The 13,682-nt window shown below is 69.4% G+C and carries 15 protein-coding genes; 11 read left to right on the top strand and 4 right to left on the bottom strand.

The genetic code is table 11. The annotated features are described in order from the left end of the window. The first annotated feature begins 6 nt into the window (after positions 1-6). From holA to AC6LJ9_RS22600, 5 genes are all read left to right on the top strand, one after another. Entirely contained in the window at positions 7-1,062 is a 1,056-nt protein-coding gene (gene holA / locus AC6LJ9_RS22620) for a DNA polymerase III subunit delta (protein WP_498149280.1), read from the top strand. A 101-nt stretch (positions 1,063-1,163) separates the two neighbouring features. Then, positions 1,164-2,444: a glutamate-5-semialdehyde dehydrogenase gene (locus AC6LJ9_RS22615; protein ID WP_498149279.1), complete on the top strand. Its 1,281-nt coding sequence runs from the start codon at positions 1,164-1,166 to the stop codon at positions 2,442-2,444. A 63-nt stretch (positions 2,445-2,507) separates the two neighbouring features. Continuing rightward, complete coding sequence (locus AC6LJ9_RS22610) at positions 2,508-2,888, top strand: hypothetical protein (protein ID WP_498149278.1); 381 nt, start codon at positions 2,508-2,510, stop codon at positions 2,886-2,888. 4 nt (positions 2,889-2,892) lie between these two features. Next, positions 2,893-3,684: a 2-keto-4-pentenoate hydratase gene (locus AC6LJ9_RS22605; RefSeq protein ID WP_498149277.1), complete on the top strand. Its 792-nt coding sequence runs from the start codon at positions 2,893-2,895 to the stop codon at positions 3,682-3,684. 91 nt (positions 3,685-3,775) lie between these two features. Beyond that, the gene (locus AC6LJ9_RS22600; protein ID WP_498149276.1) at positions 3,776-4,324 is read left to right on the top strand and encodes a GNAT family N-acetyltransferase; all 549 of its coding nucleotides are present in this window, start codon (positions 3,776-3,778) and stop codon (positions 4,322-4,324) included. 104 nt (positions 4,325-4,428) lie between these two features. On the opposite strand, the gene AC6LJ9_RS22595 is transcribed toward AC6LJ9_RS22600, so the two are convergent. Both AC6LJ9_RS22595 and AC6LJ9_RS22590 read right to left on the bottom strand, forming a co-directional pair. Then, positions 4,429-5,841, bottom strand: a complete 1,413-nt coding sequence (locus tag AC6LJ9_RS22595) for an amidase family protein (RefSeq protein WP_498149275.1) — start codon at positions 5,839-5,841, stop codon at positions 4,429-4,431. A 158-nt stretch (positions 5,842-5,999) separates the two neighbouring features. Continuing rightward, complete coding sequence (locus AC6LJ9_RS22590; RefSeq protein ID WP_212321470.1) at positions 6,000-6,866, bottom strand: LysR family transcriptional regulator; 867 nt, start codon at positions 6,864-6,866, stop codon at positions 6,000-6,002. A 129-nt stretch (positions 6,867-6,995) separates the two neighbouring features. On the opposite strand from AC6LJ9_RS22590, the gene AC6LJ9_RS22585 reads away from it, so the two are divergent. Continuing rightward, positions 6,996-8,390: an MFS transporter gene (locus AC6LJ9_RS22585; RefSeq protein ID WP_498149274.1), complete on the top strand. Its 1,395-nt coding sequence runs from the start codon at positions 6,996-6,998 to the stop codon at positions 8,388-8,390. An 18-nt stretch (positions 8,391-8,408) separates the two neighbouring features. Here the strand turns inward: AC6LJ9_RS22585 and AC6LJ9_RS22580 are convergent, their stop codons facing one another. Next, the gene (locus AC6LJ9_RS22580) at positions 8,409-9,077 is read right to left on the bottom strand and encodes a hypothetical protein (RefSeq protein ID WP_498149273.1); all 669 of its coding nucleotides are present in this window, start codon (positions 9,075-9,077) and stop codon (positions 8,409-8,411) included. 116 nt (positions 9,078-9,193) lie between these two features. Between AC6LJ9_RS22580 and AC6LJ9_RS22575 the strand changes: the two genes are divergently transcribed. From AC6LJ9_RS22575 to AC6LJ9_RS22565, 3 genes are all read left to right on the top strand, one after another. After that, complete coding sequence (locus AC6LJ9_RS22575) at positions 9,194-10,138, top strand: 3-hydroxyacyl-CoA dehydrogenase NAD-binding domain-containing protein (RefSeq protein WP_498149272.1); 945 nt, start codon at positions 9,194-9,196, stop codon at positions 10,136-10,138. Positions 10,139-10,245: 107 nt separating this feature from the next. Further along, positions 10,246-10,530: a GNAT family N-acetyltransferase gene (locus tag AC6LJ9_RS22570; protein ID WP_212321463.1), complete on the top strand. Its 285-nt coding sequence runs from the start codon at positions 10,246-10,248 to the stop codon at positions 10,528-10,530. A 14-nt stretch (positions 10,531-10,544) separates the two neighbouring features. Then, positions 10,545-10,949 (top strand): YchJ family protein, encoded by a 405-nt coding sequence (locus tag AC6LJ9_RS22565; protein WP_498149271.1) that lies wholly within the window; start codon positions 10,545-10,547, stop codon positions 10,947-10,949. Between the two features lie 144 nt (positions 10,950-11,093). Here AC6LJ9_RS22565 and AC6LJ9_RS22560 read toward each other — a convergent pair whose 3' ends face one another. Then, complete coding sequence (locus tag AC6LJ9_RS22560; RefSeq protein WP_498149270.1) at positions 11,094-11,954, bottom strand: LysR substrate-binding domain-containing protein; 861 nt, start codon at positions 11,952-11,954, stop codon at positions 11,094-11,096. 130 nt (positions 11,955-12,084) lie between these two features. Between AC6LJ9_RS22560 and AC6LJ9_RS22555 the strand changes: the two genes are divergently transcribed. Both AC6LJ9_RS22555 and AC6LJ9_RS22550 read left to right on the top strand, forming a co-directional pair. After that, positions 12,085-12,798: a haloacid dehalogenase type II gene (locus AC6LJ9_RS22555; protein WP_498149269.1), complete on the top strand. Its 714-nt coding sequence runs from the start codon at positions 12,085-12,087 to the stop codon at positions 12,796-12,798. Between the two features lie 32 nt (positions 12,799-12,830). Continuing rightward, positions 12,831-13,571 carry an aldolase gene (locus AC6LJ9_RS22550; RefSeq protein ID WP_498149268.1) on the top strand — a complete coding sequence of 247 codons (741 nt, stop codon included), beginning with the start codon at positions 12,831-12,833 and terminating at the stop codon, positions 13,569-13,571. Positions 13,572-13,682: the final 111 nt, after the last annotated feature.

The following is a 13,682-nucleotide window of genomic DNA, read 5'->3' as shown; positions in this document are numbered from 1 at the left end:
GCGTCCATGGCACACCCCCTGGACGCGGATCGCCTGGCGGAACACCTGCAACGGGCCGGCAACCGGCTCGCGCCGATGTACACGGTGTCCGGCGACGAACCGCTGCTGGTCACCGAGGCCGTGGACGCGCTGCGCGCCTCGGCGCGCGGCGCCGGCTACACCGAGCGGCAGTCCATGGTGATGGACGCCCGCAGCGACTGGAGTTCGGTGCTGGCGGCCACGCAAAGCGTGTCGCTGTTCGGCGACCGCCGCATCCTGGAAATCAAGATCCCCACCGGCAAGCCCGGCAAGCCGGGCGCCGACACGCTGGCCCGCCTGGCCGAGCAGGCCGAGGGCCAGGCCGATGCCGATACGCTGGTGCTGATTTCCCTGCCCCGGCTGGACAAGGCCACGCGCGAAAGCCGCTGGGTCCAGGCGCTGGCCCGGGGCGGCATGATGGTGGACATCGCCAGCATCGAGCGCGGACGGCTGCCCGCCTGGGTGGGCATGCGGCTGGCGCGCCAGAACCAGCGCGCCGACAACGCCACCCTGCAATGGATGGCCGACAAGGTCGAGGGCAACCTGCTGGCCGCCCACCAGGAAATCCAGAAGCTGGGCCTGCTCTATCCCGAGGGCCAGCTGGCCGCCGAGGACGTGGAGCGCGCCGTGCTGAACGTGGCCCGCTACGATGTCTTCGGCCTGCGCGATGCCATGCTGGCCGGCGATATTTCCCGCACCATCCGCATGATCGACGGCCTGCGCGCCGAGGGCGAGGCGCTGCCCCTGGTGCTGTGGGCGGTGGGCGAGGAAATCCGCCTGCTCGCGCGCATCGCCGAGGCCCGCGCGCTGGGCCAGGACGCCAATGGCCTGATGCGCCGGCTGCGCATCTTCGGCGCCCACGAGCGCCTGGCGCTGCAGGCGCTGTCGCGCGTGCAGCCCGCGGTCTGGCCGGCCGCCGTGCAGCACGCGCATGAGGTCGACCGGCTCATCAAGGGCCTGTCCGTGCCCGGACGCCTGTCCGATCCCTGGGAAGAAATGACGCGGCTCGCGCTGCGCGTGGCCGCCGCCGGCGCCCGACCGTAAAGGCGGCGCCGCCGCCTGTCCCATCCCTGCCCCCGATTTCGCCCGGCCCCTGCCGGCTACACTAACGCCATCCCCCGGCCGCGCCCGCGCCGCCTTATTTCATGATCGACGCCGCCATGTCCTCGTCCTCCATCGAACAAGCCATGCTCACCCTGGGCGAGAACGCCCGCCGCGCCTCGCGCGCCATGATGCGCGCCAACGGCGCCGCCAAGAACCGGGCGCTGCACGCCATGGCCGACGCGCTGGCCGCCAGCCGCGACGAACTCAAGGCCGCCAATGAAAAGGACCTGGCCGCGGCCCGCGCCAATGGCCTGGAACCGGCGCTGCTGGACCGCCTGGCCCTGTCCGACAAGACGCTGGGGCTGATGGCCGAGGGCCTGCGCCAGATCGCCGCCCTGCCCGACCCCGTCGGCAGCGTCACCGCCACCTCGCTGCGCCCCAACGGCATGCGCGTCGCGCAGATGCGCGTGCCGCTGGGCGTGATCGGCATCATCTACGAATCGCGTCCCAACGTGACCATCGACGCGGCCGCGCTGTGCCTGAAGTCCGGCAACGCCGCCATCCTGCGCGGCGGCAGCGAGGCGCTGCATTCGAACATCGCGCTGGGCCGCGTGGTCCAGGCCGGCCTGGCGGCCGCCGGACTGCCGCAGGACGCGGTGCAAGTGGTGGCCACGGCCGACCGCGCCGCGGTCGGCAAGCTGATCACCATGACCGAGCACATCGACGTCATCGTGCCGCGCGGCGGCAAGGGCCTGATCGCGCGCCTGGCTCAGGAAGCGCGCGTGCCTCTGATCAAGCACCTGGACGGCAACTGCCACGTCTACATCGACGCGGCCGCCGATCCCGACAAGGCCCACGCCATCGCCATCAACGCCAAGACCTACCGCTACGGCATCTGCGGCGCCATGGAAACGCTGCTGGTGGACGCGGTGGCGGCCGTGTCCATCCTGCCCAGCCTGGCGGCGGATTTCGCCGATCGCGGCGTCGAGCTGCGCGGCTGCCCGCGCACGCTGGCGCTGCTGCCGCAGCTCAAGCCCGCCACCGAAGAAGACTGGGGCACCGAGTACCTGGGCCCGGTCCTGGCGGTGCGCATCGTCGACACGCTGGACGACGCCATCGAGCACATCGCCCGCTGGGGTTCTGGCCACACCGACGCCATCGTCACCGAGGACCTGTCCGCGGCCCAGCGCTTCCAGCGCGAGGTCGATTCCAGCTCGGTCTACGTGAACCTGCCCACCTGCTTCGCCGATGGCTTCGAATACGGCCTGGGCGCCGAGATCGGCATTTCGACCAACCGCCTGCACGCGCGCGGCCCGGTCGGCCTGGAAGGCCTGACCACGCTGAAATGGGTGCTCAACGGCGAAGGCCAGCTGCGCGGCTGACGCCGCACCTCACGACAGACATTCATCGCGGTGTCCGCGCCGCGCAACCCCGGGATTTTCTTCATGCATACCCCCGCGCTGGCCATGGCCTTCAGCCTGTTCGTGCTGTGCTTCGTCACCTGCTCGATCAGCGGCATCGTGCTGTTCTTCTTCAAGGCCAGGCAGATCAACGCCCGATTCAAGCATCCCTACCTGGAGCACCGGGCCTTCAACCAGTATCCGCTGGCCATCCAGGCGGCAATCATGCTCGATTATTTCTTCCGGCTGATGTTCCCCGGCACGCGCTTCTGGCTCGTCGGCAACGCCAACCGCCTGCTGGCCCACGTGGATCCGAAGCAGGTGCCGCTGTCGCTCAAGTGGCCGGTGGTGGGCTTCTGGGGCGCCTGCTGGCTCGGGCTGATCGCCATGATCGCCCTGTGGACCATGCTGTTCCTGGGAATGTGACGCCATGCGAATCCAGATCGAAGAGTATCCCGGCAGCATCGACGCCGCCCGTTTCCTGATCGCCGCCCGCGACGCCGGCGTGCCCGGCCCGCGCCTGCCCGCCGATTGCCGGCCGCAGACGCAGGGCCAGGCCTTCGCCGTGCAGCGCAGCACCGCCCGCCTGCTGCGCGAAACGCGACGCGACGACATCGCCGCCTGGAAGAGCGCGCTGCCCACGCCCGAAAAATCCGTGGTCGCGCCTATCTACACATCCACCGTCCATTTCAGCGCCACCTCGCCGGTGCCCTCGCATGGGGCCGTCGTGCGCGTCGAACCCGAGATCGCCTTCGAACTGGCGCGCGACCTGCCCGCGCGCGAACAGCCCTACAGCGAAGCCGAGATCGATGCCGCAGTCGGCGGCGCCCGGCTGGCGCTGGAAGTGCTGGGGTGCCGCTACGCGCTGCCCGAACACGCCAGCCTGCCCGAGCTGCTGGCCGACCACATGTTCAACCAGGGCCTGGTGCTGGGGCCGCGCATCGCGTCCGCCGACGACGCGCCCGCCAGCATGGCCATCACGCTGTCCGTGGACGGCCAGGATGCCGAGCAGCACGCGGGCATCCATCCCAACGGCCGGCCCAAGGCCGGCCTGTATTGGCTGGCGAACTTCCTGCGCGAACAAGGCACCGGCCTGCGCGCCGGCCAGCATGTCATCACCGGCTCGTATGCCGGCTTCCTGGACGTGCCGGCGGGCCGCGATCTCGAGATCGCCTACGGCGACCTGGGCGTGCTGCGCCTGCGCTTCGAAGCGCGCGGCTGAACGGCGCGGCCTGTCCCCGCCTATACTGGGACGCCAGTCCGCGCGCATGCCGCGCGCGGCGTCACCTGGCGCATACGCGCCCCACGCCACCATGCTGACCCTGCGCCCGCTCGCGGCACAAGACCATTCCCTTCTTGCCCGCTGGTTTTCCAGCCTTGCCGATGTCGTCCAATGGGGCGGCTCGCAGCTCTCCTATCCGCTCACGCCGCTGCACGTTGAAACCATGCTGGCCGAAGGCCGGGCCACGCCGCCCGCGCGCCGCTGCTGGATGGTTTGCCGCGATGGCGCGCCGGTCGGGCATGCGCAGCTGGCCTATGAATGGCATGACGGCAACGCGCGCCTGGGCCGCGTCGCCGTCGCGCCCTCCATGCGCGGCCAGGGACTGGCCCGCCCCCTGACGGCGCTGATGATCCAGGAAGCGTTCAGCGCGCCGGGCATCGAGCGGCTGGAGCTGAACGTCTACATGTTCAACCAGCCCGCCCTGCGCACCTATGAAGCGCTGGGGTTCAAGCTCGAAGGCGTGCGCCGCGCCTCGACGCGGGTTGGCGAGCAGCGGTGGGATACCGGCATCATGGGACTGTTGCGCCACGAGTGGCAGGCCGGCGCCGGCCTGCCTGGCGCGCCATCCCGGGCGGGTTGAGGCGCGCCGCGCGCCCGCCAGCAGTTTGATGTCCGGCGCGGAATCCCCGTTGGATCGGCCCCCGGGGCTGGCTGCAACATCCGCGTCCGGCTTCGACGCCGACCTCAGGCTTGGGGTTCGGCGATGTCGATCGGCTGTCCCGCCGCCTCGATCGCCTCGCCCGCGGCCAGGCACAGGTCCTCGCGGTAACGGCCCGCCATGAGCTGCACGCCCACCGGGATCGTCCCCTTCGCGCCCGGCACGCTGCCCATGGCCACGGACAGGGCCGGCAAGCCCATGAACGGCACGCCGATCTGCGGCATCTGCGCGCGCCAGACGCGCGCATAGGCTTCGTCGCCGGCCAGGTCGAGCTGGTCCGGGAAGGGCAGCTCGGCCGACACCGGCAAGAGCAGCACCGGGTACTCGGCGAAGAACAGTTCCCACTGCCGCGTCAGCGTGGCGCGCCGCGTGAGCAGCGCGGAGTACCTGGCCAGGTCCATGCCGGCGGCGCGTTCGCGCTGCCCGGCCAGCGCGACCTGGGCGCCCCGGTCGCCTTCCTTGCGCGCGGCCTCGACCATGGCGTCGTAGCCATCGGCCAGCCACATGCGGATCTGCAGGTCTGCGGCTTCCTTCAACGGCGGTATCGCGTCCAGCGTATCGACGCGCCAGCCAGCCTCGCCCAGGCGCCGGGCCGCGTCCTGCAGCGCCTTGACCACCGCGGGCTCGGTCTCCAGGCCATCGGGATGGAAACACAGCGCCACGCGCTTGGGCGCGGCCGGCCCCTCCAGCGGCGCGGGCGCCCACCAGGGATCGCGCGGATCAGGCGCGGCCATCGCGGCCAACCCCAGGCGCAAGTCGGCGATGCTGCGCGCCAAGGGACCGGACACGGCGGTGATCTGCCCGCCCAGCGAGCGCTCCGGCAAGGCCGCGTTGAAGGCCGCCACGCGGCCCAGCGTGGGCCGCAGGCCATGCACGCCGCAAGCGTAGGCCGGATAGCGGATCGAGCCGGCGATGTCGGTGCCGTGCGCGATATGACCGATGCCGGCCGCCACGGCCGCGGCGGCGCCGCCCGACGAGCCGCCGGGCGTGAGCGCGGCATTGCGCGGATTGCGCGTATCGCCGTGCAGCTGGTTGCTGGTGAACCAGCGCAGCGAAAACGCCGGCGTGTTGGTGCGACCGAGCACCACCGCGCCGGCGCGCAGCAGGTTGTCGACGACCGGATTGTTGGCCTTGGCGATCACGTCCTTCTGCAGCGTCACGCCATTGGTGGTGGCATAGCCGGCCTGGTCCACGTTGACCTTCACCGTGACCGGCACGCCGGCCAGCGGGCCGGGGTCTTCGCCACGCGCCAGCCGCTGGTCCACGGCGGCGGCCTGCGCCAGCGCGTCCTCGGGTCGATGATCGACCACGGCGTTGATGCGAGGGTTGACGGCATCGAGCCGCGCCAGCGCGCTTTGCGCGGCCTGCACGGCGGACACTTCACGTTTGCGGATCAGGCTGGCAAGCTCAGCGGCGGACAGACGCCAAAGTTCGGACACGCGCGACTCCTGGTAGATGGGATCATCGGACAAGACGGGACCGTCAACCTTAGCGCTGCTTGCGCGCGGCCACAAGCGGTGCCATGGGCGAGGCGACAAGCCATGTCATGAGCGATGCCATGCAGGAGCCATAGGCGACGCCCACGCGCGACATGCGCCTATTCCTCCTCGAACACCTCGACGATGGCATCGGCCACGGCGCGCACCCGCGCGGTCCGGTTCAGGTCGCCGTGCATCACCAGCCACAGGTCATAGGAGCCTGCGCGCTGCGGCCAGATGCGGACCAGTTCCGGATGGCGCGCCGCCATGTGCACGGGCAATTCGCCGATTCCCAGCCCGGCCCTCACGGCATCGATGATCATCATGGCCGAGTTCAGTTCGATGGCGACGCGGCCGTTGCCGGTGGGTTCGCCGCAGAAGACGTCGGACCACCCCGGCAACACCGACTGCTGATAGGTCACCAGCGCGTGGCCCGCGAAGGCCGTGCCCGGCCTGGGCTCGCCGCGCTGGCGCAGATAGGACGGCGCGGCATACAGCCCGGTGTCCTTGCGCGCGAGGTGGCGATGGATCAGGTCGGGACTGTCGGGCCGGACGTTGCGGATCGCCAGGTCCGCCTCGCGCCGCGTCAGGTTGCTCAGCTTGATAGAGGTCGACAGCGATATCGTGATGTCCGGGTGCCGCGCATGCAGGCGCTTGACCGCCTCCATCACGAAGTAGCTGCCGATGGCCTCCGAGGACGCCACGCGCACCACGCCGGACAGGCGATGATCCAGCCCCTGCATCTGGCGCTGCAGCTGGTCGGCCGCCTGCTCCATGCGCTCGGCGGCCGCGAAAGCCAGCTCCCCGGCGCCGGTCGGCACGTAGCCGGCCGGCGTGCGCAGGAACAGGCGCGCGTCCAGCGACCGTTCCAGCGCGGCCAGACGTCGGCCCGCGGTGGCCTGGTCGATCTGCAACAACGCGGCCGCGCCGCGCAGCGTGCCGTTGCGATAGATCGCGAGGAATACCCGCGCATTGTCCCAATCCATGCCGCTCCCCGGATTCAGTGCCTCCGTCTTTGATGCAAATTTGCATCCTGGAGACGCATTTATACGGCTTTTTTGCATTCCCCGCAGCGCCTACAGTGGCATCCCCGGCCTCAAGAAACGCAATGCCCCATGAACACCGCCTGCACTCAAGCCCCTGTGCCCATCGCACCCGCCGCGACCGCCAGTCTCATGCCGCTGGCCACGCTGGCCATCGGCTTCGTCATGGCCATGCTCGATGTCACCGTGGTCAACGTCGCCCTGCCCGGCATCGCCGCGCAGTTCGGCGTCCCGCTGACCGACCTGGTCTGGATCGCCGACGCCTATACCCTCGCCTTCGCGGCGCTGCTGCTCGCGGCCGGCGCGCTGGCCGACCGCTACGGCGCCAAGACCATCTACCAGGCGGGACTGGCCGTGTTCACGCTGGCCTCGCTGCTATGCGGCATGGCGCCGGACGGCCCCGCGCTGATCGCCGCCCGCATGCTGCAGGGCGTGGGCGCGGCGCTGTTCATGCCCAGTTCGCTCAGCCTGTTGACGCACGCCTACACGGAAGAACGCACCCGCAACCGCATGCTGGGCGCCTGGTCCGCCATCGTGGCCGTGGCCGGTGCGTCGGGCCCCTTGCTGGGCGGCGTGCTGATCCATCAGTTCGGCTGGCGCGGCATCTTTCTCATCAATCTGCCGTTGGGGCTGGCGGGTCTTTGGCTGGCCAGCCGCCGCATCCAGCAGGCGCCGCGACGTCCGCGCGCGCTCAACGCGTCCAGCCACCTGCTCGGCATGGCCGCGCTGGCGACCGCCAGCTACGCGCTGATCGAAGGCAATGCCTATGGCTGGTCCTCTCCCCGTATCGCGACGGCCATCGCGCTGGCGCTGGCGGCGGCGATCCTGCTGGTGCGGCGCGAGCGGCGCCACGCCGATCCCATCCTGCCGCGCGCGCTGTTCGAAACGCCGCGCTTCGCGGCCGCGAACGGCGTGGGGTTCCTGGTCAACCTGGGCGGCTACGGCCAGCTGTTCCTGATCAGCCTGTTCCTGCAGCAGGCGCGCGGCGCGGACGCGTTGCAGACCGGCATCCAGATGGTGCCGATGCTGGCGATATTCTCGATCGGCAACCTGGCCTCGGGCCGCATCGCGGCGCGCTGGAATGTGTCGGCCGCGCTGCTGGGCGGCCTGTCCATCGCCACGGTACTGAGCGCGGCCAGCATCGTCGCGATGTCGCCCGGCATGCCTTACTGGTGCTTCGCGCTGCTGGCGACCGGCGCCAACCTGGGCCTGGGCCTTGTGGTGCCCGCCATGACCAGCCTGGTCATGCAGGTATCGGGCACCGCCCATGCCAACAGCGGCGCGGCCGCGCTGAACGCCAATCGCCAGTCCGGCACGCTGGTGGGCGTGGCGCTGATGGGCACCATCCTGCACCTGGCGCCCGACTGGAACGACAGCCTGCCCCTGGCCTACGGCGTCATCGCGGCCAGCTACCTGTGCGCCGGCCTGCTGGCCGCCCGCTATCTGGGCCGCGCGCGCAATCGCTGACGCGGCGCGCGACCATCCTCAGCCGCGCAGGATGGCCACGCCGCGCCCGGCGAAATGGCGGTCGAACACGGCGAGGGCCACGCGCGCGTCCACCTGTGTGCCGGGCCGGCCGTCGACCGCTGGCTCGCCTGATGGATTGTGGAACACGATCTCGTCCGCGCTGGCGCGCGTCACCAGCACCAGGTGTCCGCCTTTCTTCGGCGGCGGCTGGTCGGGCCTGCGGATCGACGGATGTACCGACGCCATGAAGAACTCCGCCTCGTCCAGCAAGGCCGGCAGCGCGGCCGTTGCAAGGTCCACATGCACGCGCGCGCGCAGGCCGTGTACCTCTTCCACATAGCGCACGAAGGGCGCATAGATCATGCCCTTGATGTCGTCGCCGTCCACCGTATAGGCGCCATAGGGCAGGCTGCCTCGCGCAAGCGCCAGCGTGGGATGGACGCGTCCGGTGCGCGCCGCCAGCACCATCTTCAGGCAGGCCATGCCGCAGACATGGCTGGCCCAGCGCGCGTACTCGTCGACGTCGGCCGCGCCAGAGCCGGCCCAGGCCGGATCGTCCTTCAGATCCAGTTCGCGCCGGATGATGGCCCCGGCCAGATGGGCGGATTCCCATTGGCAGAAATAGGGCACGGCGGCGCCTGCGTTCGACGCCGCGCGGGCATGGGGTCCGTCCTGGATGCTGTCCATCTTCTCTCCTGGCATAGGTTGGGCCGGACGTATCTTGCCGTCTGCGCCGCGTCATGGCAACGGTCCCCGCTTTGCTTCACAATGCAGGCGTTACACAACCGACCAGGAGTCTTTCCATGCAGCATCCGTCCACGCATCCCGCCATCCGTCGTGTCGCCATCGTCGGCGCCGGCACCATCGGCGCGAGTTGGGCCGCGCTGTTCCTGGCGCATGGCCTGGAAGTGGTGGTCAGCGACCCCGCCCCCGACGCCGAGCCGCTGACCCGCGAACGGGTGCGCGCCGCCTGGCCGGTGCTGACCGAGCTGGGTCGCGTGGCCGCCAGCGCCAATCCCGACGCGCTGCGCTTCGAGCCCGACCTGGAGGCCGCCCTGAAGAACGCGGACTTCGTGCAGGAAAACGCGCCGGAACGCGAAGACTTCAAGACCGCGCTGTTCGCACGCATGGACGCCGCGCTGCCGGCGCATGCCATTGTCGCGTCCAGCTCTTCCGGCCTGATCATGAGCCGCCTGCAGTCCGGCTGCGCGCGGCCCGAGCGCTTCGTGATCGGCCATCCGTTCAATCCCCCGCACCTGATCCCGCTGGTCGAAGTGGTGGGCGGCAAGCAGACCTCCGAAGAAACGATCGAACGCGCCATCGCCTTCTATCGCGAGCTGGGCAAGTACCCGATCCGCCTGAACAAGGAAGTGCCGGGCCACATCGCCAACCGTCTGCAAGCAGCGGTCTGGCGCGAGGCCATCCATCTGGCGGCCGAGAACGTCGCCAGCGTGGCGGATATCGATGCCGCCGTCTCTCAAGGACCCGGCCTGCGCTGGGCGCTGTTCGGCCCGCACATGACTTTCAACCTGGGCGGCGGCGCGGGCGGATTGGGCCATTTCATGGACCATCTGCTGGGACCGGTGCAGACCTGGTGGGACGACCTGGGCGCGCCCGAGGTCACGCCTGAGCTGCGCCAGCGGCTGATCGCAGGCGTCAATGCCGAAGCAGGCGGGCGCAGCATCTCCGAGCTGGCAGCAGCGCGCGACGCGGATCTCACGGCCCTGCTGAAGACGCTGCGCCGCTGAGCGGCCGGCGGACCGAGAAGCCAGGACCCGCCGCGCGAGTCGCGCCGGCGGGCTGGTATCCTGGCATGATCCGCCGCCCTTCTCGAACATCACAGGATTTTCCGCCCATGACGACGCTCCCGATTTCCGTTACGCACGACGCCGGGCATTCACGCTTCACCGCGATCGTGGACGGCGTGCCGTGCGTGCTCGACTATCAGTTGCAGGACGGCATCATGTCCATCGTGCACACCGGCGTTCCGCCCGAAGTCGGCGGGCGCGGCATTGCCGCCGAGCTGACCCGCCATGCGCTGGAGACGGCGCGCGCGCAGGGCTGGCGCGTGCGCCCGCTGTGCTCCTACGCGGCGGTGTACATGCGGCGCCACCCCGAATACAACGACCTGCTGGCCTGAGCGCCCTTACTCACGTGACTCGCAAAGCCGACGCCGCCGCGCAACCCTGTCCCTGTGAGAGCGGCAAGCGCTATGCCGAATGCTGCGGCCGCTGGCACGCCGGCCCGCAGTTCCTGCAAGCGCCCGACGCCGAAGCCCTGATGCGTTCGCGCTACAGCGCCTTCGTGCTGGATCGACTGGACTATCTGCTCGCGACCTGGCATCCCGACACGCGCCCCACGGCGCTGGAGCCCAATCCGGCCGATCTCAAATGGCTGGGACTGACGATCAAGCGCGCGCAGGCGCAAGACGCCGATCACGCAACCGTGGAATTCGTCGCGCGCAGCCGCCAGGCAGGCCGCGCGCACCGCATGCATGAGCTCAGCCGCTTCGTGCGTGAGCAGGGTCAGTGGTTCTACGTCGACGGCGACGTGGACTGAATCGGTCAGTCCGGCATCACGCGGGATTTGCCGGACGCCCATCGCCGTTGCGCGTCGCGGCGACCGTGGGCATGTACATGTGGCGCGTGGGCTCCCTTCCCGCTCGGTATCCCGGCCTGACACCGCGCCAAGTCACTGGCGGCATCAAGCCGCATCCTGGCCACCAATGGCCTGCTCCAGGGCGCCAATCAGATCCCGATGCGCCATGGACAAGCCGCGATGCTCACCCACGATGGCCAATTCGGTCGCCGGCGCGGCCTCGAAACCCTCCTTCCTTCCCAGCACTGCCTGGCCCGGCAGGCGCGCGTAGGCCGGCAACAGGCTGACGCCCAATCCCGCCGCCACGGCCGCCTGCACGCCAGCCAGGCTATGGCTGTGGTACGCCGCGTGCCAGGCGCGCCCGGCGCTTTCCAGCGCGTAGATCATCCGCTTGCGATAGATGCAGCCCTGCGGAAACAGCACCAGCGGCACGGACGCCGCCTCGCGGACGACGCTCGGCTCTCCCACCCATACCAGGGCCTCGGGCCATGCCGCCAGGCAAGGACCATCGCCCGGTTCGCGTTTGATCAACGTCAGCTCCAGCTCGCCCGCCGCCAGGCGCTCGCGCAAGCCCGCGCTCATGCCGCTGACGGTTTCCAGGCGCAGGTCCGGATGACGGGCGCTGAACTTCGCCAGCAGCACGGTCAGGCGCGCGACGTCGAAGTCCTCCGGGATACCCAGCCGCAGCACCCGCGCCGCGCGCGGCGCCGACAGTACTTGCTGCGCCTCGTCCGCGATCGCCAGCAGGCGGCGCGCATACGCCAGCATCAGTTCGCCGTCCTCGGTGGCGGACACGTTGCTGCCTGTCCGGTCGCGCAGCAGCAGGGTCTTGCCAACGGTCTGCTCCAGCTTGCGCACCTGCTGGCTGACCGTGGACTGGGTTCGATGCACGCGGCTGGCGGCGCGCGTGAAGCTGCCTTCGTCGACCACGCACACAAGCGTCCTGAGCAATTCCAGATCAAGCATGGCGTATGGATATCCAATAAATAACTGACTTCAGTCTATTTATTAATTTTACAACTCACAAGCGCGGCACTACGCTGGCCAGGGGCTTCGCGCCTGCCCGCAGCCTTATCCGCAAACATGAGGACTCTCCATGCCGCTCACCCATCTTCCCCGGCCTCAATGGCTGACCTTCGATTGCTATGGCACCCTGATCCAATGGGATGAAGGCCTGCAGGCCGCCGTTGCCCGCATCCTGGGTCGCTCCGCGCAGGGCGGCCCGCTGCCGTCGCCGGAACATTTCCTGCGCGTCTACGATGGTCACGAACATCGGCTCGAACGCACGCCGCCGCACCGGCGCTTCGCCGACATCACGCGGGAATCACTGCGCCTGACGATGCGCGAGCTGGGCATGGCCCATCACCCGGAGGACGCCGATACGCTGATCGGGGGCATCTCGGCCATGCCGCCATTCCCCGAAGTGCCTGGCACGCTGGCCGCGCTCAAGCAGGCCGGCTTCCGCCTCTGCATCATCTCGAATACCGACGACGCCATCATCGCGGGCAATGTCGCGCAGATGGGCGGCCACATCGACCGCGTCATCACCGCCGAACAAGCTGGCGCCTACAAACCCTCGCGCCAGATCTTCGCCCACGCACACGCCAGCCTGGGCGTCACGCCCGACGAGGTCGTGCATATCTGCGCCAGCCCCCATCTCGATCATGCCGCCGCGCGCGACATCGGCTTTCGCTGTGTCTGGATCGACCGAGGCACTGGACGCCAACCCTTGCCTGACTACCGTCCCGACGCTACCGTATCCACCCTGGACCAGGTCATCGGCCTGTTCCGCCAAGCGGGCTGGGTCTGACCAGCGCTTTCCTCTTATCTGTAAAGGCCGTCATGAACCACGATTCCAAGTTCACAGAAGCGCTGTTTCAGTCAGAGTCCGTCCACGCGCTGCGCGCCGACCTGGCGCTGGCCTTGAGAGCGGCCGCGGCACATGGCCTGGGCGAAGGCGTCTGCAACCATTTCAGCGTGGCCTTGCCAGGCGACTCGGACCTCTTCCTGCTCAATCCGCGCGGGCTGATGTGGCACGAGGTCCAGGCCGAGGACATCGTGCTCATCGATGCCCAGGGCAACAAGCTGGCGGGTCGGCATACCGTGGAGCCGACCGCGATGTTCATTCATGCAGCCATCCATCGCATTGCCGGCAAGACCTGTGTGCTGCATACCCACATGCCCCATGCGACGGCATTGACGCTGACCTCGGACCGGGCGCTGGACACCACGCTGTCGCAGAACGCCATGCGCTTTCACGGCAGGCTCGCGATCGACCGCGACTACAACGGACTGGCGCTGGATATCAGCGAAGGCGAACGCATCGCGCGCGCGATGCAGGGTGCGGATATCGTGTTTCTGGCCAATCATGGTGTGGTCGTATGCGGCGAGCGGCTGGACTACGCCTACGACGATCTGTTCTTTCTGGAGCGCGCATGCCAGGCGCAGGTGCTCGCGCAATCGACGGGGCGGCCGCTGGCGCCGGTGGATCCCGTGCTGGCCGGCAAGGTGGCGGCGCAGGTGCAATCCGAGCGCTTGCAGTCGGAGCTGTTCTTCGAGGCGTTGCGGCGGCAGCTGAGGTAGCTGGCGCTGAAGAATCTCTGCAACCTGTGGCGCTTTAGCGCTCGCATCCTCGATGGTCGGGCAGCCCACATTCCCTCTCGTCCGCACCTGAAGCAAAGGCCCCGCGGCTTG

The organism is Achromobacter sp. 1011811831, assembly GCF_059760905.1.
The sequence above is the reverse complement of the archived record's forward strand: the minus strand, read 5'-3'. Positions and strand labels throughout refer to the sequence as shown.

Excerpts from the sequence above, each read along its gene's own strand:
- AC6LJ9_RS22590 (WP_212321470.1), bottom strand. The coding sequence starts at position 6,866 with ATGGATTGGGACAATGCGCGGGTATTCCTCGCGATCTATCGCAACGGC.
- AC6LJ9_RS22615 (WP_498149279.1), top strand. The coding sequence starts at position 1,164 with ATGATCGACGCCGCCATGTCCTCGTCCTCCATCGAACAAGCCATGCTC.
- AC6LJ9_RS22605 (WP_498149277.1), top strand. The coding sequence starts at position 2,893 with ATGCGAATCCAGATCGAAGAGTATCCCGGCAGCATCGACGCCGCCCGT.
- AC6LJ9_RS22550 (WP_498149268.1), top strand. The coding sequence starts at position 12,831 with ATGAACCACGATTCCAAGTTCACAGAAGCGCTGTTTCAGTCAGAGTCC.
- AC6LJ9_RS22560 (WP_498149270.1), bottom strand. The coding sequence starts at position 11,954 with ATGCTTGATCTGGAATTGCTCAGGACGCTTGTGTGCGTGGTCGACGAA.
- AC6LJ9_RS22610 (WP_498149278.1), top strand. The coding sequence starts at position 2,508 with ATGCATACCCCCGCGCTGGCCATGGCCTTCAGCCTGTTCGTGCTGTGC.
- AC6LJ9_RS22580 (WP_498149273.1), bottom strand. The coding sequence starts at position 9,077 with ATGGACAGCATCCAGGACGGACCCCATGCCCGCGCGGCGTCGAACGCA.
- AC6LJ9_RS22570 (WP_212321463.1), top strand. The coding sequence starts at position 10,246 with ATGACGACGCTCCCGATTTCCGTTACGCACGACGCCGGGCATTCACGC.
- holA (WP_498149280.1), top strand. The coding sequence starts at position 7 with ATGGCACACCCCCTGGACGCGGATCGCCTGGCGGAACACCTGCAACGG.
- AC6LJ9_RS22600 (WP_498149276.1), top strand. The coding sequence starts at position 3,776 with ATGCTGACCCTGCGCCCGCTCGCGGCACAAGACCATTCCCTTCTTGCC.
- AC6LJ9_RS22585 (WP_498149274.1), top strand. The coding sequence starts at position 6,996 with ATGAACACCGCCTGCACTCAAGCCCCTGTGCCCATCGCACCCGCCGCG.
- AC6LJ9_RS22555 (WP_498149269.1), top strand. The coding sequence starts at position 12,085 with ATGCCGCTCACCCATCTTCCCCGGCCTCAATGGCTGACCTTCGATTGC.
- AC6LJ9_RS22575 (WP_498149272.1), top strand. The coding sequence starts at position 9,194 with ATGCAGCATCCGTCCACGCATCCCGCCATCCGTCGTGTCGCCATCGTC.